Source organism: uncultured Bradyrhizobium sp. (assembly GCF_936928535.1).
Taxonomy (GTDB): domain Bacteria; phylum Pseudomonadota; class Alphaproteobacteria; order Rhizobiales; family Xanthobacteraceae; genus Bradyrhizobium.
The window spans coordinates 122,327-141,118 of record NZ_CAKZHY010000172.1 but is presented as its reverse complement, the minus strand read 5'-3'; the positions used below and the strand labels follow the sequence as shown (position 1 = coordinate 141,118).

Here is an 18,792-nt window from a genome sequence, read left to right as displayed (position 1 = left end):
CGCCAGATCATCCCTTCAACAGGGCTTCGATCTCGGCGCGCCGCGGCATCGCGGGCGCCGTGCCGGCGCGCGTCACGGAAATCCCTGCCGTGGCCGAACCGAAGCGCGCCGCGTCCAGCGGATCGGCGCCGCCCGCGAGCGCTGCGGCAAAGCCGCCGACGAAGGCATCGCCTGCCCCCGCGGTTTCCACCACCTTGCCGGCGGCGAACGGCGGCACGTGCAGCGAGCGATCCCGCCCATGAAACAGCGCTCCGCGTTCGCCGAGCGTGATCAGCGCTGTGCCCGCGCCCTTGGCCAGCAACGCATCGCCGGCGCGGCGGGCGCCTGAGAGATCGCCGACCGCGATCCCCGTCAGCGCCTCGGCCTCGGTCTCGTTGGGAACGACGTAGTCGCACAAGGCGAACAGGCCATCGTCGAATTTGGAAGCAGGCGCCGGGTTGAACACGGTGATGCTGCCCGCCGCGCGCGCGATCTCGAGCCCGCGCTGGGCGGCGGCGACCGGCTGTTCGAGCTGGGTCACGAAGACGCGGCTGGAGCGGATTGCTTCCGCAGCCGCGTCAACGTCGTTGGGACTAAGTCCCTCGGCCGCTCCGCTCACCACGATGATGGCGTTGTCGCCGCGCGTCTCGTGGACATAGATGAAGGCGGCGCCCGTCGGGGCCTCCGCAGTCCTGGCGACGCGCGGCTTGATGCCCTCGGTCTCCCACGTCTTGATGGCGAGGTCGCCAAAGGCGTCCCGGCCGATGCGGGAGATGAAGGTCACCTCCGCGCCGGCGCGCGCCGCAGCCACGGCCTGGTTCGATCCCTTGCCACCCGGCCCCATGGCAAATCCGGAGCCTGCGATGGTTTCGCCGATCGCAGGCATGTTGCCGGCCCGGAAGGCCAGATCGACCACGAAGATGCCGAGGATTGCGACGCCGCTCTTGCTCATGATCATCACTCTCCGTCCGGCGCGATGACGCCCTTGGAGAACAGGAAGCAGCCGTAGAAGCGCCGCTCGCCGGTGGCGATCACGCAATAAGCCGTCTTGGCCTTCTCATAGAAAGCGTGACGCTCGACCCCGACCAGCGGCCAGGATTTGCCTTCGGCGCGGTCGATCACGGCCTGCACCTCGCGCTGCACCGGCGGCACCTCCTGAGGCTGGCCGACGATCTCCATGCGCATCGCTGCGTCGTCCACAAAGGTATCGAGTGGCATGACCGAGAGAATGGCCTCGATCGCCTTGGCCGTGCTGACATTGTCGATGCGAAGCAGCTCGCCGAATACAGTCTGGCGCGCAATGGAGTCCGCCGGGAAGTTCGTGTCGCAGACGACGAGACGATCTCCGTGCCCCATTGCACGCAGGGCATAGAGTACGTCGGCATTGAGCAGTGGGTTGATGCCCTTGAGCATGTCGTGTCCCTCCGTTGTCTTCAAACTGTCCGAACTCTGACGGTCCGGATGCCAACCCATATCACCGCGCGGTGACGTCTTTAATCCCCATAGGGAATCCAGATGTTCTTCACCTGCACCGCATGACGGAGCAGGATCGGCCCCTCGCTCGCCGCCCTGTCGTACCAATCGAGCGCCAGCCCGTGGTCGACCAGCGTGCGCTTGAGGTTGCCGACCGACAGCCGCTCCGCCACCGTCGAGGCCTCCTGCGAGCCGAACACCCAGAGCGCGTCGATGTCGTCGTGCTCAGCAAGCACCCTGGCGAGCGCGTCGCGCTCACCGGTCACGATATTGACGACGCCTGCCGGCACGTCCGATGTCTCCAGCACCTGGTAGAAATCGGTCGCAGCCAGCGGATGCCGCTCGCTTGGCACTGCGACGACGCGGTTGCCCATCGCGATCAGCGGGGCCACCAGGCTGATAAAGCCGAGCAGCGGCGCCTCGTCTGGACAGGCCACCCCAACCACACCGATCGGCTCGTGCATCGCAAGCGCTACGCCGCGCAGCGGCGGCGCGTGGATCGTCCCCTCGTATTTGTCGGCCCAGGCCCCATAGCTGAACAGCCGTTCGATACTCGCCTCGACCTCCGCACGCGCCTTGGCAGGCGAGACGCCGGTCATGTCACCGATGCGCCGGGCGAATTCGTCGCCGCGTGCGGACAGATTTTCGGCAAGGTAGTAGAGGATTTGGGCGCGATTATGCGCCGTCGCCCGTGCCCATGCTTCGGCCGAACGTGCGGCGGCCACCGCATTGCGGATATCCTTGCGATTGCCCTCACCGGCTTCGCCGAGATGCTTCCCCTTCGGCGACAGCACGCTGCGCGAATAATTTCCGTCGGGGCGAACCTGCTTGCCGCCGACGAACAGTTTTGCCGTTCGATCGATCGACGGCGTGCCGAAACCGACGCCCTCTGTCGAGGTCTCAGGGAGCGGCGGCAGCTTGGCGCGGGCTTTGCGTCCGATCCATGCCTTCGGCTTGAGATATTCGGCGAGGCCTTCCCGGCCGCCCTCGCGGCCGAATCCGGACTCGCGATAGCCGCCGAAGCCGACACTGGCGTCAAACAGGTTGGTCGCATTGACCCAGACCACGCCGGCTAGAAGTTTTGGCGCGATGTCGAGCGCGAGCCCGATGGTCTCGCTCCACACGCTGGCGGCAAGCCCGTAGCGCGTGTTGTTGGCGAGCATCACGGCCTCATCGGGCGTGCGGAACGTCATCGCGACCACCACGGGCCCAAAAATCTCCTCGATCGCCACGGTCGAGGACGGATGCACATTCCAGAGCAGGGTCGGGGGATAGAAACATCCTTCGGAGGGGATCGCTCCCGGCGCCTGATACTTCTCGGCGCCCTCCTTCACTCCTGTCTCGACCAGCGCCTTGATCCGCTCGAGTTGCACAGGCGCGACCACCGCGCCCATGTCGATCGCCTTGTCGAGCGGCGGACCGACGCGTAGCGTCTCCATGCGGCGGATCAGGCGCTTGCGGAAAGTCTCCGCGATGCCTTCCTGTAACAACAGCCGCGATCCCGCGCAACAGACCTGGCCCTGATTGAACCAGATCGCATCGACCACGCCCTCCACGGCGCCATCGATATCGGCATCGTCGAACACGATGAAGGGCGACTTGCCGCCAAGTTCCAAGGTCAGCGACTTGCCGCTGCCTGCGGTCGACTGACGGATCAACCGGCCCACCTCGGTCGATCCGGTGAAGGCGATCTTGTCGACTCCCGGGTTTTCGACCAGCAGCGCGCCGGTGGCGCCATCGCCCGTCACGACATTCAACACGCCGGGCGGCAGGCCCGCTTCCGCCGCGAGCTCGGCGAACAGTAGCGCGGTGAGCGAGGTGAATTCCGCCGGCTTCAGCACCACCGTGTTGCCGGCCGCCAGCGCGGGGGCGATCTTCCAGGCCAGCATCAGCAGCGGAAAATTCCAGGGGATGATCTGGCCGATCACGCCGACCGGGACGTGGTCGGCGAATTCGCGCTCCTGCAATTGCGCCCAGCCCGCGTGATACAGCAAGTGGCGCGCGGCCAGCGGCACGTCGAGGTCGCGGGTCTCCCGGATCGGCTTGCCATTGTCGATCGCCTCCAGCACCGCGAACAAACGCGCGTGACGCTGGAGCATGCGTGCCAGCGCATAGAGATGACGGGCGCGACCATGACCACCGAGCTTTGCCCAGGGTGCCTGCGCCGAACGCGCGGCGCCGACGGCGGCCTCGACATCGGCGGCTGCGCCTTGCGCGATCTTGGCGAGCGCCTTGCCGGTGGCCGGCTCGATCGTCGTCAGATGCTTGCCCGAAGCCGGGGCGACAAATTTGCCTGAAACGAAATGCCCGAACGTCGCTTCGTGCCGCTTCAGCCAGACCCGCGCCTCGCCGTCCGCCTCGGGAGCCGGACCATAATCCATGGTCTCGTAGTAATGTGCGATGCTCATGCTCAGCCCACGGCGTGACGGTTGAAGGCCGAGTAGCGGCCGGTGACATGATGCTCGAGCTGGCGCTCGATGTCGGCGAGCAGGCTCGAGGCGCCGATACGAAACAGATCCGGCTCGAGCCAGTCGCGTCCCAACTCCTCTTTCATCAAGAACTGGTAGTTGAGCACGTCCTTTGCCGTCGAAATTCCGCCGGCCGGCTTGAAGCCGATCTTGAAGCCGGTGCGCTCTTCATAGAGCCTGATCATGCGCAGCATCGCCAGCGTCACCGGCAGCGTGGCATTGACGCCTTCCTTACCGGTCGAGGTCTTGATGAAGTCGGCGCCGGCCATCATGCAAACCATCGAGGCCTTGGCGACGTTGCGCAGCGTCTTGAGGTCGCCGGTCGCCAGAATTGTCTTGAGATGCGCGTCGCCACAGGCGGCGCGGAAATCCCGGACTTCGGCGTAGAGCGCGCGCCAATCTCTGGTCAGCACATGTTCGCGCGTGATGACGATGTCGATCTCCTGCGCGCCATCTCTGACGGACGCCTCGATCTCCTTGAGCTTAAGATCGTGCGGGATGAGGCCCGCGGGAAATCCGGTGGAGACCGCAGCGACCGGGATGTCAGATCCGTCGAGCGCCTCGACCGCGGTCGCGACGAAGCGGTGATAGACGCAGATCGCGCCGGTGTGCAGCCCGCGCCCGGCAAAGCCGAGCGCCTCGACGAGATCGGTCCGCAGCGGCGCCCTCGCCTTGGCGCAGAGGCGCTTCACCCGTTCGGTCGTATCGTCGCCGTTGAGCGTCGTGAGGTCGATGCAGGTGATCGCCTTGAGCAGCCACGCCGCCTGCGCGTCCTTCTTGACGGTGCGCCGGCCCGGCAGGCTCGCAACACGGCGCTCGGCGGCGGACAGATTGATCCTGATCTCGTCGACCCAGTCCATCTCGAGCGCGCGGCCGGTATTCCGCGCAATGGGGTGCGTGTGGTTATGATCCCGCGCATGTGGCTGCGCTGGCACCGCGGATGAGTTTGGCATTAGGACGCTCTGCGCCATCGGTCAGCCGTGCAGTGCTAGCGAATCGAGTGAGGCGCCAGATAAACTGACCGTGCCGATTGCAACATGCGATCCTCCCATCCCTGCCCGCTGGAGCTTCCGTTGCCTGCCATCGCTGACAGGACGGCCTCTCAGGCCAAATGTTATTATTGTAACAAATTGACGTTGCTAAACTCACATCATTGTAAGATCATTGTCAACCGGATAAGCAAGCTCGGTGACGAAAATGGCTGAAACACCGACCGCACGCTCCAGCGAGTCCCGCGTCCAGCGGCTGCAACGGCTGCGCCGCGCGGTCGAAACCAGCGGCGCACTGCATCTGAAGGACGCCGCTGATCTGCTGAAGGTGTCGGAGATGACGGTGAGGCGCGACCTTGCCGGTCCGGACGGCATGCTCGCTTTGCTCGGCGGCTACGTCGTCAATGCGGCCTCGCCAACCGGGATCAAGTACACGTTCGAGCAGGAAATCGACCAGCACACGCAGGACAAGCGCCTCGCCTGCCGATCCGCCGCCGCCTCGATCCGGGAAGGCGACACCATCTTCATCGACTGCGGCACCACCATGCAGTCGCTGGCAGATTGCCTGCCCGAGGACATGCCGCTCTCGGTGATCTGCTATTCGCTGAACGTCGCCTCGATCGTCACCCACCGGCCGGCGACGCAGGTGATGCTGATGGGCGGGCTCTACCATCCGTCGTCGCAATCGTTCTCGTCGGATGACGGCCTGTCCTATCTGCGGCGTCTCGGGGTCAACAAGGCCTTCATCTCGGCCGGCGGCCTGCACTGGACCCGCGGCGCGAGCTGCTCGAACTTTCACGAGGTCGCCATCAAGCAGGCCGTGATCGCAACCGCGATGGAGAGCATCCTGGTGGTCGATGCGAGCAAGCTCGGCAGCATCAAGCCGGCATTCTTCTCCGACGTCGCCTCGTTCTCGCGGATCATCGTCGGCGGCTCGGTGCCATCAGACACGCGCAAGCACTTCCGCAACCTTCCGGTCGAATACGTCACCAGCGCAGCCTGACCCGGACGGGGGCTGGTTCGCCCGGATCAGGCTCGCTGAACGATGCGCGGTTCCGTAGAACCGCGCATCGCTATCACAGGCTCAGTTGCAGGCCGGCTTCGCCTTGTTGCAGGCATCCGTCAGTTCGGCCGGCGGGTCCTTCTTGAAGACGGTCTTGTAGGATTCCAGCACGTTCGACTGCGTGACCGGCAGCGACTGCACGCCGATCCAGCCGGGCGTTTCCTTGCCCAGCAGCGCATTCATCATCGCCATGGCCTCGGCGACGCCCTGGTCATAGGGACGCTGCGAGCCCGTCGCCTTCAGCGGACCGCCCTTGGCGATCTCGATCGCCGATTGCAGGCCGAGGTCGACCGTCGTCATGGGAATATCGATGCCCTGGGCGCGCATCGAGCTCAGCGTGTCCAGTGCCGGCTGATCCCACACTGCGTACAGACCCTTGACATCAGGGTTGCCGGTCAGGAAGTCGCCTGCGATCTGCGAGACCTTCGGCGGATCCGTGAAGTCGACCTGCTTCATCTTGATGTCGGGCCGATTGGCCTTCATCCACTCCCGCACACCCTTGGTGCGTTCGTTGGTGCTGAAATAATCGACGCCGAAATTGACGAGGCCGATCGTGCCGCCCTGGGGCATGCAGGACGCAAGAATCTGCGCCGCGATCTGGCCGTTGCCCTGGCTATCCGCCGAGACCATCGTGGCGTATTCCTCGGGATGCTTCAGGCCGGTCGGGATGCTGTCCATCAGCACGAGCTTGATGCCGGCTTTCGCGATCTTCTTGTAGGTCGGCGCCGTCGCGGTGAAATCGACCGGGATCGAGATGATGCCATCAGGATGCTGCTGGATGGTGTTCTCGATATCGGCGATCTGCTTGTCGACCTGATATTCGGCGGACGCGACGCCCGTCACCGTCACGCCGTACTTCTTCAGCGTGTCAGTGATGCCCTGGATCTGGAGCTGCGACCAGTCGAGGTTGACCGTCTGCATGGAAATGCCGACCTTGAAGTGCTTCTCCTTGATCTTCGCAACGTCGGCCTCCGACAGCGCGAGCACTTCGGGCGAAGCCGCCTTCTCGCCGTGGGGCCCCTGACCGACGATCGATTTCGGTCCGAGCGTTGCGAGATCGACGCCCTTGACGCAAGTCGCGGGCACTTCAGCGCGGGCCGAGGGGACAGTCGCGACGGCCGCTGCGGCCATCAGCACGGTCAAAGGCAAGGTGTGTCGCAAGATTGGTTTCATTGTTTCCTCCATGTTGGTCGCCGATTACCGGAGGGCCAGCGACCTTGCCCCTACCCACGCGGCGCAATGAACCGATGGCTCATGCGCCGCGCCTGACTTCGACTAGCGTTTCGTGAAGGCAACGGCGGCCACGATGATCGCGCCCTTGATCACGAGCTGCATCGGCGAGCTCACGCCGAGCAGCACGAGGCCGTTGTTGAGCGTGCCGATGATCAAGCTGCCGAACAGCGTTCCCAGGATGTAGCCGCGCCCGCCGAACAGGCTGCAGCCGCCGAGGATCACCGCGGCGATGACGTCAAGCTCCATGCCCTGCACGACATCGGGCCGCGCGGCATGCGAGCGTGCGGACAGCACCAGTGCCGCGAGACCTGCCAGCGTGCCGGTGAGGACGAAGGCCGCCGTCGTGATCCGCTTGGTGTTGATGCCGGAATAGAGTGCCGCGGTCGGGTTGCCGCCGACGGCATAGATGCGACGGCCGAACACGTTGTAATGCAGCAGCAGGATGCCGACGATCATCGCTGCCAAGGTCCAGGCGATCGGAACCGGGATGCCGAGGAACGTGCCTTCGCCGAAGATCGCAAAATAAGTCTCATTGGTGATGATGACAGGCTTGGTGTTGGTCACCATCATCGCGAGGCCCCGCGCCATGCTCAGCGAGCCCAGCGTCACCAGGAAGGACGGGATCGACAGCTGCGTGGTCAGGATGCCGTTGATCAGCCCGACCAGCGCGCCGGTGCCGAGCCCGGCGACAGCGCCCACGATCCAGCTGTTGTTGATCTGGCTCATTGCCAGCGCCGCCGCCATGCCTGACAGCGCCAAGGTCGATGCAACTGACAGGTCGATCTGACGCGCGATGATGATGAAGGTCATCCCGACCGCGATGATCGACACCAGCGTCGTCTGTCGCCCGATGTTGAGGAAGTTATCGACCGAGAGGAACCAGGGCGAGGACAGGCTGAACACGACAAGCAGGATCACGAAGGCGATGTACAGCATGTAGGGCCGCTCGCCCCGCAGCAAATTCTGGAGAATCCTGCGACGACGGTCGGACCGGGTCGACGCGGCGACGACGTTGGGAGCAATCAGTTCGGTCATGCGGACAACTCTTGCGATAGGCTCAGCCCGGAGGCCTGATACATCTGGAGGAGATGGTGCAGCTCTTCGGCATCGTCGATCTCGCCGCGCACTAGCGTTCGAGCGACATGCCCGTTGACGATCACGGAAATGCGGTCGCAGAGCTCGATCAGCTCGACGAGGTCGGATGAGACGACGAGGACTCCGCTGCCGTCGCGCGCGGCATTGCGGATCACGGCGTAAATTTCCTCGCGTGCGCCCACATCGACGCCCACGGTCGGCTCGTCCAGCAGCAGCACGCGCGGCCGCGGATCATTCCACTTTCCGAACACGACCTTCTGCTGGTTGCCGCCGGAGAGCGTCCTGACCAGGCTCGAGGCGCCCGGCGCTTTCACCGCAAGCCTTGCGACCGCGCTTTCCGCACGCCTGGCCGCGGCGCGTTGCTGCATCCAGCCCCAGCGCGAGAAGTGTGGAATCCGCGGCAAGGTGACGTTCCGCTCGATCGAATGATCGAGGACAAGGCCTTGCACGTGCCGGTCTTCCGGCACCAGCGCAACGCCCCGCTCGATCGCGTCGGCAGGCCCGCTCGGTAGCCAGCGGCGACCTTCGATTTCGATTGCGCCGCTCTCGATCGGTCGCAGGCCGAACACCGTCTCCAGAATTTCCGTGCGTCCGCTGCCGATCAATCCGGCGAGGCCATGGATCTCGCCTTTCCGCACGGACAGGTCGACGGCACGAAGCCGGTCGTTGGATACGCTGGAAAACGACAATACCGGCGACGGGTCCAGTTCGCGCTTTGCAGCAGGTTCAGTACGCGCACCAATCGATACCGATCGATCGGTTCCGACGATGGCGTTCACCAGCCGCTTCATGTCGGTATCAGTGGTGACAAACGTGCCGGCATTGGCGCCATCGCGCAGCACCGTGACGCGCTGCGAGATCTCGAAGACTTCGTTGAGGCGATGGGTCACGTAGATCACGCCGACGCCGCGGCGCGTCGCCTTCCCGATCGCATCGAACAGGATACGGACTTCATCCGATGTCAGCGACGACGTCGGCTCGTCGAGGATCAGGAGGCGCACCTCGCCCATCAGCGCCTTCGCGATCTCCGTCATCTGACGGTAGGCGAACGGCAATGAGCCGACGGACGCCCTCGTATCCAGGGGGATGCCGAGTTCTTTCAGGAACGCCTCGGCCCTCGCCATCAGCGCGCGGCGCCGGACAAAGCCGAAAGCCGTGCGCGGCTCGCGACCGAGCAACAAATTGTCTGCAACACTCAAGGATTCGACGAGGCTGAGGTCCTGATAAACGACGGCGATCCCCGCCTCGCGCGACTTCGCCGGGCTGTCGAATTCCACCGGCTTGCCGGCGATCTCGATCGTGCCGGCGTCGGCGGCGTGAACACCACTAAGGATCTTGATCAGCGTGGACTTGCCGGCGCCGTTTTCGCCCAGCAGCGCATGCACCTCACTGGCCCGGACCTCGAGGTTGACGTCGCGTAGCGCTCGCACGCCGCCGAAGCGCTTGTTGATGGCGCGGACCATCACGAGCGAGGTCGACGGCACAGATTCTGCTGCAACCGAACCGGACAATTCCAAACTTTCCTCCCGTCGCCCCCGCGAGACGCTGGTACGATGGTGACATATTGTTATTTTTGCAACTTATCTTGTTATAATTCTATCAGACGGGGCGACCTGTCAATGGGAGATCCCGCTTCCGAGCCAGTTCGAACGGGTGCCGGCGCCGCCGCCGGTCGAGCGACAGCGGGCGTCGGCAGGGGCGGCCGACGCTTCTCAGGAAGATTTGCTTGATATCGGAACGCGTCCTGGCGGGGCACGACTGGCCCGACACCAAGTTCCTTATCCAGCGACCGAGATTGCCTCCGTAGCACGTCGCGCGGATCGCACAGGTCGTGCGAGGCTGACTAAGGCCGGTTCACACCGGCTGCTATCCGAACCCTCGCCCCGATCCGTCATCGGGCGACTTCGGCCATATCGTTGGTGATCGCGCCTGGTTTCCGCGGTCACGTGCGCCAGCGTAGGGCGGCGGTATGCACCGGAGCGTCCCACAATTCCTTCGATTGGCCATCGAGCACGGAGACGGTGATCGAAGCGCCGGCCATGTCGAGGGACGTCACATAGGAGCCCGTCAGGAACCGCACAGCCGAGATCCCTGCCCCGTCCAGAATGCGCTTGGCGCTGTTGACCAACAAATAGAGCTCGATCAGCGGCGTGGCGCCGAACCCGTTGACCAGAAGCAGAACTTCGCTGCCCTTGGTCGGCTCGAGATCATCCAGAATCGCGCCAACTATGTCGGCTGCGATAGCATCGGCAGACGCCAGCGGCACCCTGCGGCGACCCGGCTCGCCGTGAATGCCGACGCCCATCTCCATTTCGTTGTCAGCCAGCGTGAAATTCGGCCGTCCCGCCGCCGGAACGGTGCAAGGCAATAGCGCCACGCCCATCGAGCGGGTGCGCCTGTTGACGTCATCGCCAAGCGCCTTGAGCGCTGAGAGCGGCACGCCCTGTTCCGCCGCAGCGCCAACCATCTTTTCCACGATCAGCGTACCTGCGACGCCGCGGCGTCCGGTCGTGTAGGTCGACTTCTCGACCGCAACGTCGTCATTGGTCACCACGCTTGCAACCTCACGCCCGGCCATCTCGGCGGCCATGGTGAAATTCATCACATCGCCTTCATAGTTCTTGACGATGAAGAGCACGCCTGCACCGGTGTCGACGGCCTCGGCCGCCTCGATCATCTGGTCCGGCGTGGGTGACGTGAAGACCTGGCCCGGACAGGCGGCATCGAGCATGCCATGGCCGACAAAACCCGCATGAAGCGGTTCGTGTCCGGAGCCGCCGCCCGAGATCAACGCGACCTTGCCCGGCTTCAGATTGCGGCGGCGCACGAACTTCCTGTCGGCGCCGAGTTGCAGGATATCGGCATGCGCGGCCGCGAGCCCATCGAGACTCTCTTCGAGCACTGCATCAGTGCTGTTGATCAGCTTTTTCATGGCGTCCTCCCTGAGGTCTTTTTGCGTTTCGAGTTCGTCAGCCGATGCTTTCGGCGTAACGCGCGAGCTGGGCAGCAAAGTCGACGATGAGCTGCTCGAGCGCGCGATTTTTCTTGTCGTCGCCGAGGTCAGGCACCGTCACGGTCACGACGCGCGTGCGCGCCTCGCGGTGCGCGCCGCGCAGCCGCCCCGGATGCGCGCGCCCATAGGCCTCGAGAAAAGCCGCGCGCTCGGTGCCGGAGAGATGACAGACCTCGAAGATGATCGCGACATGCTTGGCCGGGATCGGCACCAGATAGGCCGGATTGGTGATCTGGCTGACAAAGGAGCGGTTCTTGCCGAGCGCCGCCGCGAGCTTCAGCCGCGTCCCTGATGGCCGGTTGTCGAGCGCTCGCCGCAGGATCAGCTTGTAGTCCGCGACATTGCTGTCCCCCGGCCGGCTTGCGTCCTCGCCTGCATCGTCGCTCATGCGGTCACCCCGGCAATGGCGGCCTTGAGCCGCGCCACCGCAATCGGCGCGACCGAGAGCGTCGTCAAGCCTGTCGCCAGCAGCGCATTCGTCAGGCGCGTGTCGCCCGCGGCATCGCCGCAGAGCGAGACCTCGACGCCGCGCTTGCGCCCGGCCTCGACCGTCCGCGCGATCAGCGCCAGCACCGCGGGATGGCCGGCATCATTGAGGTCGGCGACAGCACCGATGTCGCGCGCCGCGGCCATTGTGTATTGGGTCAGATCGTTGGACCCGATGGAATAGAACGCCGCACTGAAATCGTCGGCGCAGAGCGCTGCCGACGGGACTTCGACCATGATGCCGAGCGGTGGCCTGGCGCAAGCGACGCCTTCCGCCGTGAGGGCTGCAAGCTCCGCATCCAGCATGGCGTTGGCGCGGTTGAGCTCCGTGGGAACCGCGACCATCGGCAGCATCACCTTCAGTGTCCCGTGGATCGCCGCGCGGCACAGCGCCCGCAGCTGCACGCGAAACACCTCCGGCCGCGCCAGCGAGAGCCGGATACCGCGCAGGCCCAGGAATGGATTGCGCTCGTCATCGACAGTCACGCCGGGGATCGGCTTGTCGCCGCCGGCATCGAGCGTGCGGATCGTCACCGGCCGCCCTTCGGCCCATTCGAGAATGCGGCGGTAGACCTGATATTGCGCATCCTCGCCCGGAAGGCCCCTCGATCCCTCGAACAGAAACTCCGTCCGTACGAGACCGATGCCGTCGCAGATCGCGGGATCGAGACTCGCGAGCTCTTCGGGCGCAGCGACGTTGAGAAGAACGGCGATACGGCGTCCATCCGCCGTCAGCGCCGGCTTGAGGCGACCAGCATCGGCAGCAATCTGCGCGGCATTCGCGGCTGCCATGCGATGCTCGAACAAGCGGCGCGTTTCGGGCTGGGGATCGAAGATCACGGTGCCGATGTCACCGTCGACCAGCGCCAGTGACGGCGGCTGTCCGTTCCATGGCAACGGCCCCAACCCTACCACCATGGGAGCGCCACGCGAGCGCGCGAGCATCGCGACATGCGACGATGGCGATCCGGCGGCCAGCGCAATGGCGCCACCACGAGTCCAGTCAACGGCGAGGAACGTGGACGGCGAAATATCATCACCGGTGACGATGGAATCGCCGGAGATCGTTGCGATCGTTCCTGCGCCGTTCAGGCTCGCGAGGACGCGATCGCGAATGTCGACGAGATCGGCGGCACGCGCCCGAAAATATTCCTCATCCGCCGCGCGATAGCCCGCGATCTCGGCTTCGAGTGCCGCGCGCCAGGCTTCATCGGCGGCCGTACCGCCGGCAATGGCTTCGTAAGCCGCCTCCGCGAGCGCATCGTCGCCGAGCATCGCAACCTGGAACTCCAGGATCTCCGCGGCCTCACCGTGAACCGTCGCGATCAGATCGGCGAGCTCGCTTGCTGCTCCCTCGATCGCCACCTTCAGCGCTGCGGCTTCCTGAGCCGGATCGCCTTTGGCGGCCCTGCTCGCCACTTCGCTTGTCAGCACCGCGACCGGGCCGATGGCGAGACCGGGCGACGCAGGATGGCCGGTGAGATGGATCTCGCCCACGATTCTACGCCTCGCCGAAACCGTCATGCACCAGCGCCAGCATGGCCGCGAGCGCCGCCTCGCCATCAGGACCGCTGACGCGGAAATGCAGCGTTGCGCCCTGCGGCGCCTTCACGCGCATCACCTTCACCGGGCTCTTGGCGTCGGTCCAAGGGCCCTCGGCCGCAAGCGCAATCTCGATCTTCGCGGTAAAGCCCTTTGCCAGTTGTGTGAGCTTCACCGACGGCCGCGCATGCAGGCCGACCGGATTGACCAGAACCGCGGAGGCAGTCAGCGGCGCGAAGGACTGAGCCGCCCGGTTGACGTTGGCATCATGCATAGAATTCCTCCGCACTGCGCTTGACGGCGGCCAGCGGCGAGCCGCCCGAAGACTCGGTCGCGGCGATCACCGCCCCCTCGACCACCGGGGCATTGCAAACCAGGACGCGCGCGCGACGATCCTCGGGGAGCATCTCCACCGCCATCTCCGAATTGGTCTCGGCACCACCGAGGTCGACGAGGATTGCAACGCCCGCCGACGACCAGGCCGTCTCGATCGCCTCGAGGATTCCGGCAACGTTCGTGCCCAGGCCACCATCGACATCGCCGCCGGTCCAGGCCAGCGGCACCGCGTCCCCGACCATCTGGCGCACCATATCGGCCGCGCCTTCCGCGATCTTCGGCGAATGCGATACGATGACAATTCCGACATTGCTCATGGATTGACCTCGAACTCCAGTATCTCAACAGCTGCGCCGATCAGAAGGGACGTCGAGCGCGAGCCCGGGTCCATATGACCGATGGAACGTTCGCCAAGGAACGACGCGCGGCCGCGAATCGCCAGCATGGGCGTGGTGCGATCGGCCGCTTGCGCAGCCTCCGTCGCGATCGCCCTGGCATCACCGCCTCCCGCCAGGACAGCGTGAACCGGCACCAGGACATCGAGCAGCGTCTTCTGCCCCGCCTCCGAACGGCCGCGCGCCTTGACGGCATCGATTGCCTTCTCCGTCGCGGCGACCAGATCCGACCGGCCCGGCTGCTCCGGTAGGGCCTTACCCAATTCCATGAAGAAAGTTCCCACCAGCGGCCCCGACGCGCCACCGACCTTCATCACCAACGTCATTCCAATCGCCTTCAGCATCTCGGGCAGCGACTTGTCGGCAAGGCCAGGCAGTGCCGCGAGCACCGCCTCGAAACCGCGCTTCATGTTCAGCCCGTGATCCCCATCACCAATCGCCTGGTCGAGGCTCGTCAACTCGTCCGCGTGCTCGATCACCGAACCCGCCAGCCTTCGCACCAATCTTTCCCTGGCTACCCGATCAAGGCTCATGCCGCCACCCTCCAGCCATTCGCATCGAAAAACAGCGGTTTGTTGAGACGGAGCGACACGACATCTCCGGCACCGAAGCCTGCCTCGGGATCCGCCAAGGTCACAACCGGTCGGCCGGCAAGGTCGAGATGGAGATGGCTTTGGTCGCCGAGATGCTCGACCCGCTTGACCGTCGCCGAGACATCGCCGCTGCCGCGCGCGATCGTCAGATGCTCGGTCCGCGCGCCGACTGTTGCGGCGCCCACCGGTGCGCTGCCGAACAGGGCCGCCGGCAGCAGATTGATCACCGGCTGGCCCAGCCTTGCCGCGACATGCGCGTTGATCGGGTTCTCGTAGATCTCGCGCGGCGTGCCGATCTGCATCAACCGTCCGCCTTCGATCACGCCGATGCGCGAGGCCATGGTCATGGCTTCGGTCTGATCGTGGGTGACATAGAGGATTGTCGCGCCGAGCTCGACCTGAATCCGCTTCAGCTCGAGCCGCAGCTCGCCACGCAGCTTGGCATCGAGCGAGGACAGCGGCTCGTCCATCAGATAGATCGAGGGCGAACGCACCAGCGCCCGGCCGATCGCGACGCGCTGCATCTGCCCGCCCGACAGCTGCGTCGCCTTGTTGTCCAGCTTGGTTTCGATGTGCAGCAGACGCGCCACCTCCTGCACCTTGGTGCGGATATCGGCTTCGGCCACACGGCGGGTCGGCGCACGCAGCGCGAAGGCCATGTTCTCGAACACGGTAAGGTGCGGATACAGCGAATATTGCTGGAAGACAAAGGCAACGTCGCGGTCCGCCGGCGCCGCAGCAGTCATATCGCGCCCGTCGATACGGATCGAGCCCGAATCCAGCTGCTCCAATCCGGCAATCAAACGAAGCGCAGTGGTCTTGCCGGCACCGGTCGGCCCGAGCAATGCCACAAACTCGCCGTCACCGACGGTCAGCGACAACCCGCTCACGGCCTGCGTCTTGCCGAAGGCCTTGGAAACGGAGACGATCTCAACCTCAGCCATGCGCGGCTCCCTCATGCAGCGCCGTGCGAATGGCCCGCCCCGACGCCTTGTCGAAGATCGACAGCGTATCGGGCCGGAAGTCGAGCCCGACCGTCTCGCCGGTCCGAAACGATCTGCTGCTGGGTGAGCGGGCCTTGAGCGCGCCGTAGCTTGTCGTCACGGTCACGATCTGCGTCGTGCCCAGATACTCCGTGCCATAGACCTCGCCGCGCACCATGCCGCGATCCGTGAAGCGCACATGCTCGGGCCGTACGCCGAGCACAAGCTCGCTCTCCGCCATAGCCTCGCGCGCAGGGGGAATCGCAACGTCCCGTTCGCCGAGCCGGATCGCCTCTGCACCGGTCTGCAACCCGCCGCGGAACGGCAGGAAATTCATCGGCGGTGATCCGATGAAATCCGCAACGAACAGCGAAGCCGGCCGGTCATAGATGTCGCGCGGGCTTGCGACCTGCTCGACCACGCCGTTGTTCATCACCGCAATCCTGTCGGCCATCGCCATGGCTTCGAGCTGGTCATGCGTGACATAGACGGTGGTCGCGCCGAGTCGGTCGTGCAAGGCACGCAGCTCATGGATCATGGCCTCGCGCATCTCGGTGTCGAGCGCGCCGAGCGGCTCGTCCATCAGGAAGCATTTCGGCTTGCGTACGATCGCTCGTCCAAGCGCAACCCGCTGCCGATCGCCGCCGGCAAGCCCCGACACCGATCGATCGAGCAGATGGGAGATCCGCAGGATGCGCGCGGCCTCGACGACCCGTCGGTCGCGCTCGGCCGCGCCCATGCCCTCGCATTTCAGGGGGAAGCCGATGTTTTGCCGGACATTCATATGCGGATAGAGCGCGAACAGCTGGAATACGAACGCGATGTCGCGTGCAGACGCGCGATTCATGGTCACGTCTTCGCCATCCAGCCGGATAGTGCCTGCCGTCGGCAGCTCAAGGCCGGCGATCATGCGAAGCGTCGTGGTTTTGCCGCAGCCGGAAGGGCCCAGCAGGCACAGGAACTGTCCATCCTCCACCGTGAAGCTGGCGGACTTGACCGCATGAAAATCACCGAAGGATTTGTCGAGCGCCTCGACCTTGATCTGTGCCATCGCGCCTTACTCCCGCACCTTGGACACGATGGTGAACATCACCGTGCCGAACAGGGTCGTCGCAAACGACCAGGAATACAGCGTCAGCAAGAATGGTTGCATCAGCATCACGACGCCGGCGGCGATGATCGTGGTCGCCACGGCTTCGAGCGGGCCGCGGCGCAGCAGACGGTCGACAAGACCGCCTCGCGCGATGGATGGGGTGACATCGACGCTCATTTGCGCACGGCTCCAAAGGTGATGCCGCGCAGCAGATGCTTGCGCAGAAGCACCGTGAACACCACGATCGGGATCAGGAACAGCGTCGTGCCGGCGGCCACCGCGGGCCAGTCCTGCCCGCCCTCGCCGATAATGATCGGAATGAACGGCGGCGCCGTCTGCGCGTTGCCCGAGGTGAGAAGCACCGCGAAGGCGTATTCGTTCCAGGCGAAGATCAGGCAGAAGATCGCGGTTGCCGCGATCCCCGTCGTGGCCTGCGGCAGCACCACCTTCACGAACGCCTGGAAGCGGGTGTAGCCGTCGATCATCGCGGCCTCCTCGTATTCGCGCGGGATTTCGTCGATGAAGCCCTTGAGCAGCCAGACCGCGAGCGAGACGTTGACCGAGGTGTAGAGCAGGATCATCCCGAGCCGCGTGTCCGACAATCCGATGGTGCGGTACATCAGATAGATCGGGATCGCGACCGCGATCGGCGGCATCATCCGGGTCGACAGAATGAAGAACAGCAGATCATCCTTCAGCGGCACGCGGAACCGCGAGAAGCCGTAGGCCGACAGAGTGCCGAGCGCGACCGCGAGCACGGTCGAGCCGAACGCGATGATCAGCGAATTGACGAAGCGCGGCACATAGTTCGAGGGACCGGCGACCACCATATTGCGGCTGCGTGCGATCTCGTCGCACATCCCCTGCGGCGGCCCCAGCGAGCGGATGAACTCGGGTGTCTGACGCGAGCGCGTCGTGAACAGGTTGCAGAAGCCCTCGAGCGACGGTTTGAACAACACCTTGGGCGGATAGGAGATCGCATCGTCGGGCGACTTGAACGCGGTCAGCATGATCCAGACCAGCGGGATCATGGTGATGATGGCGTAGAGCACGACCAGCGAGCCGGCAAAGCGCCGCGTCGTGGCCGTGGGCTCAACGACCGAATGGGCTGAGGTGGCTGAGGTCATCGGCTTTTCACCTTGTTCAGCGCTTTCACGTAGATGTTGGCGAGCCCGAACACCGTCACGAACAGGATGATCGCGAAGGCCGAGGAATAGCCGGTGCGCCAGCTCTCGAACGCCGCCCGCTTGAGCGTGATCGAGGCAACTTCCGTGGTCGATCCCGGGCCGCCGCCGGTAAGCAGATTGACCATGTCGAACATCTTGAAATTCTCGATGCCACGGAACAGCACCGCGAGCATGATGAAGGGCAGCGCCATCGGCAGCGTGATCGACCAGAACTGCCGCCATTTCGATGCGCGATCGACCTCCGCCGCTTCATAGATGTAGTCGGGGATCGAACGCAGGCCGGCGAGACAAATCAGCATCACGTAAGGCGTCCACATCCAGGCATCGACGATGACGATGGCCCAGGGGCTCAGCGTGACGTCGCCCAGCATCTGGAAGGACGAAGCCGCGCGTCCCGTGAAGAAGGCGACGACGTAATTGAACAATCCGATCTGCGGCTGATACAGGAACGTCCAGAAGTTGCCGACGACGGCGGGCGACAGCATCATCGGCAGCAGGATGATCGTGGTCCACATGCCGTGGCCGCGGAATTTCTTGTCGATGAGATAGGCGAGGCCGAATCCGAGAACGGTCTCGATCACCACCGTCCAGATCACGAAATGCGCGGTGACCTGCATCGCCGCCCAGATGTCGGGATCGGTCAGGATCGACTGGTACCAGTCCGCGCCGAGCCAGATCGTCGGCACGTTGGATCGGTTGGCGCGGTAATTCGTGAACGACAGATAGATCGTCCAGAGCAGCGGGAAGATATTGATCGCAAGCAGCAGCACGATCGTCGGCGTGATGAAGAGCCAGGCGAGCGCCCGGTCCGACAGGCCCCGAATACGACGCGTCACACCGGGCCGGACCATGACGGCCCGATAT

At 64.7% G+C, this 18,792-nt stretch carries 19 protein-coding genes; 1 reads left to right on the top strand and 18 read right to left on the bottom strand.

The features are described from left to right. Window positions 1-7 precede the first annotated feature (7 nt). From rbsK to deoC, 4 genes are all read right to left on the bottom strand, one after another. Window positions 8-931 carry a ribokinase gene (rbsK, locus tag Q0687_RS35020; RefSeq protein ID WP_298887411.1) on the bottom strand — a complete coding sequence of 308 codons (924 nt, stop codon included), beginning with the start codon at window positions 929-931 and terminating at the stop codon, window positions 8-10. 5 nt (window positions 932-936) lie between these two features. Next, on the bottom strand, window positions 937-1,392 hold the full coding sequence (locus tag Q0687_RS35015; RefSeq protein WP_298887408.1) for an RbsD/FucU family protein: 456 nt from the start codon (window positions 1,390-1,392) through the stop codon (window positions 937-939). 80 nt (window positions 1,393-1,472) lie between these two features. Then, the gene (locus Q0687_RS35010; protein WP_298887405.1) at window positions 1,473-3,860 is read right to left on the bottom strand and encodes an aldehyde dehydrogenase family protein; all 2,388 of its coding nucleotides are present in this window, start codon (window positions 3,858-3,860) and stop codon (window positions 1,473-1,475) included. A gap of 2 nt (window positions 3,861-3,862) precedes the next feature. After that, window positions 3,863-4,780, bottom strand: coding sequence for a deoxyribose-phosphate aldolase (gene deoC, locus Q0687_RS35005; protein WP_298887463.1), 918 nt, complete (start codon window positions 4,778-4,780; stop codon window positions 3,863-3,865). Between the two features lie 337 nt (window positions 4,781-5,117). Here deoC and Q0687_RS35000 point away from each other — a divergent pair, with 337 nt between their 5' ends. Next, window positions 5,118-5,912: a DeoR/GlpR family DNA-binding transcription regulator gene (locus tag Q0687_RS35000; protein ID WP_298887402.1), complete on the top strand. Its 795-nt coding sequence runs from the start codon at window positions 5,118-5,120 to the stop codon at window positions 5,910-5,912. 81 nt (window positions 5,913-5,993) lie between these two features. Here Q0687_RS35000 and Q0687_RS34995 read toward each other — a convergent pair whose 3' ends face one another. The 14 genes from Q0687_RS34995 to Q0687_RS34930 form a co-directional block, all read right to left on the bottom strand. Next, the gene (locus tag Q0687_RS34995) at window positions 5,994-7,145 is read right to left on the bottom strand and encodes a substrate-binding domain-containing protein (RefSeq protein WP_298887399.1); all 1,152 of its coding nucleotides are present in this window, start codon (window positions 7,143-7,145) and stop codon (window positions 5,994-5,996) included. Between the two features lie 102 nt (window positions 7,146-7,247). Next, window positions 7,248-8,240 (bottom strand): ABC transporter permease, encoded by a 993-nt coding sequence (locus Q0687_RS34990; RefSeq protein ID WP_298887397.1) that lies wholly within the window; start codon window positions 8,238-8,240, stop codon window positions 7,248-7,250. Beyond that, window positions 8,237-9,784 (bottom strand): sugar ABC transporter ATP-binding protein, encoded by a 1,548-nt coding sequence (locus Q0687_RS34985; RefSeq protein WP_298887394.1) that lies wholly within the window; start codon window positions 9,782-9,784, stop codon window positions 8,237-8,239. The genes Q0687_RS34990 and Q0687_RS34985 overlap by 4 nt, the downstream gene beginning before the upstream one ends. 458 nt (window positions 9,785-10,242) lie before the next feature. After that, complete coding sequence (gene dhaK / locus Q0687_RS34980) at window positions 10,243-11,232, bottom strand: dihydroxyacetone kinase subunit DhaK (protein WP_298887391.1); 990 nt, start codon at window positions 11,230-11,232, stop codon at window positions 10,243-10,245. Between the two features lie 37 nt (window positions 11,233-11,269). After that, a complete protein-coding gene (locus Q0687_RS34975; RefSeq protein ID WP_157332153.1) occupies window positions 11,270-11,701 on the bottom strand; it encodes a hypothetical protein in 432 nt (143 codons plus the stop codon). After that, on the bottom strand, window positions 11,698-13,323 hold the full coding sequence (gene ptsP / locus Q0687_RS34970) for a phosphoenolpyruvate--protein phosphotransferase (protein ID WP_298887381.1): 1,626 nt from the start codon (window positions 13,321-13,323) through the stop codon (window positions 11,698-11,700). Before ptsP ends, Q0687_RS34975 begins: the two co-directional genes overlap by 4 nt. Continuing rightward, a complete protein-coding gene (locus Q0687_RS34965; protein WP_298887378.1) occupies window positions 13,301-13,615 on the bottom strand; it encodes an HPr family phosphocarrier protein in 315 nt (104 codons plus the stop codon). The genes ptsP and Q0687_RS34965 overlap by 23 nt, the downstream gene beginning before the upstream one ends. Further along, window positions 13,608-13,994: a dihydroxyacetone kinase phosphoryl donor subunit DhaM gene (dhaM, locus tag Q0687_RS34960; protein WP_298887375.1), complete on the bottom strand. Its 387-nt coding sequence runs from the start codon at window positions 13,992-13,994 to the stop codon at window positions 13,608-13,610. Before dhaM ends, Q0687_RS34965 begins: the two co-directional genes overlap by 8 nt. Further along, window positions 13,991-14,605: a dihydroxyacetone kinase subunit DhaL gene (dhaL, locus tag Q0687_RS34955; protein ID WP_298887373.1), complete on the bottom strand. Its 615-nt coding sequence runs from the start codon at window positions 14,603-14,605 to the stop codon at window positions 13,991-13,993. The genes dhaM and dhaL overlap by 4 nt, the downstream gene beginning before the upstream one ends. After that, complete coding sequence (locus tag Q0687_RS34950) at window positions 14,602-15,609, bottom strand: ABC transporter ATP-binding protein (RefSeq protein WP_298887370.1); 1,008 nt, start codon at window positions 15,607-15,609, stop codon at window positions 14,602-14,604. Before Q0687_RS34950 ends, dhaL begins: the two co-directional genes overlap by 4 nt. Next, window positions 15,602-16,699, bottom strand: a complete 1,098-nt coding sequence (locus Q0687_RS34945; RefSeq protein WP_298887367.1) for an ABC transporter ATP-binding protein — start codon at window positions 16,697-16,699, stop codon at window positions 15,602-15,604. Before Q0687_RS34945 ends, Q0687_RS34950 begins: the two co-directional genes overlap by 8 nt. A gap of 6 nt (window positions 16,700-16,705) precedes the next feature. Continuing rightward, entirely contained in the window at window positions 16,706-16,918 is a 213-nt protein-coding gene (locus tag Q0687_RS34940; RefSeq protein WP_298887362.1) for a hypothetical protein, read from the bottom strand. Next, complete coding sequence (locus tag Q0687_RS34935) at window positions 16,915-17,868, bottom strand: carbohydrate ABC transporter permease (protein WP_298887359.1); 954 nt, start codon at window positions 17,866-17,868, stop codon at window positions 16,915-16,917. The genes Q0687_RS34940 and Q0687_RS34935 overlap by 4 nt, the downstream gene beginning before the upstream one ends. Continuing rightward, window positions 17,865-18,779 (bottom strand): sugar ABC transporter permease, encoded by a 915-nt coding sequence (locus Q0687_RS34930; RefSeq protein WP_298887460.1) that lies wholly within the window; start codon window positions 18,777-18,779, stop codon window positions 17,865-17,867. The genes Q0687_RS34935 and Q0687_RS34930 overlap by 4 nt, the downstream gene beginning before the upstream one ends. Window positions 18,780-18,792 lie beyond the last annotated feature (13 nt).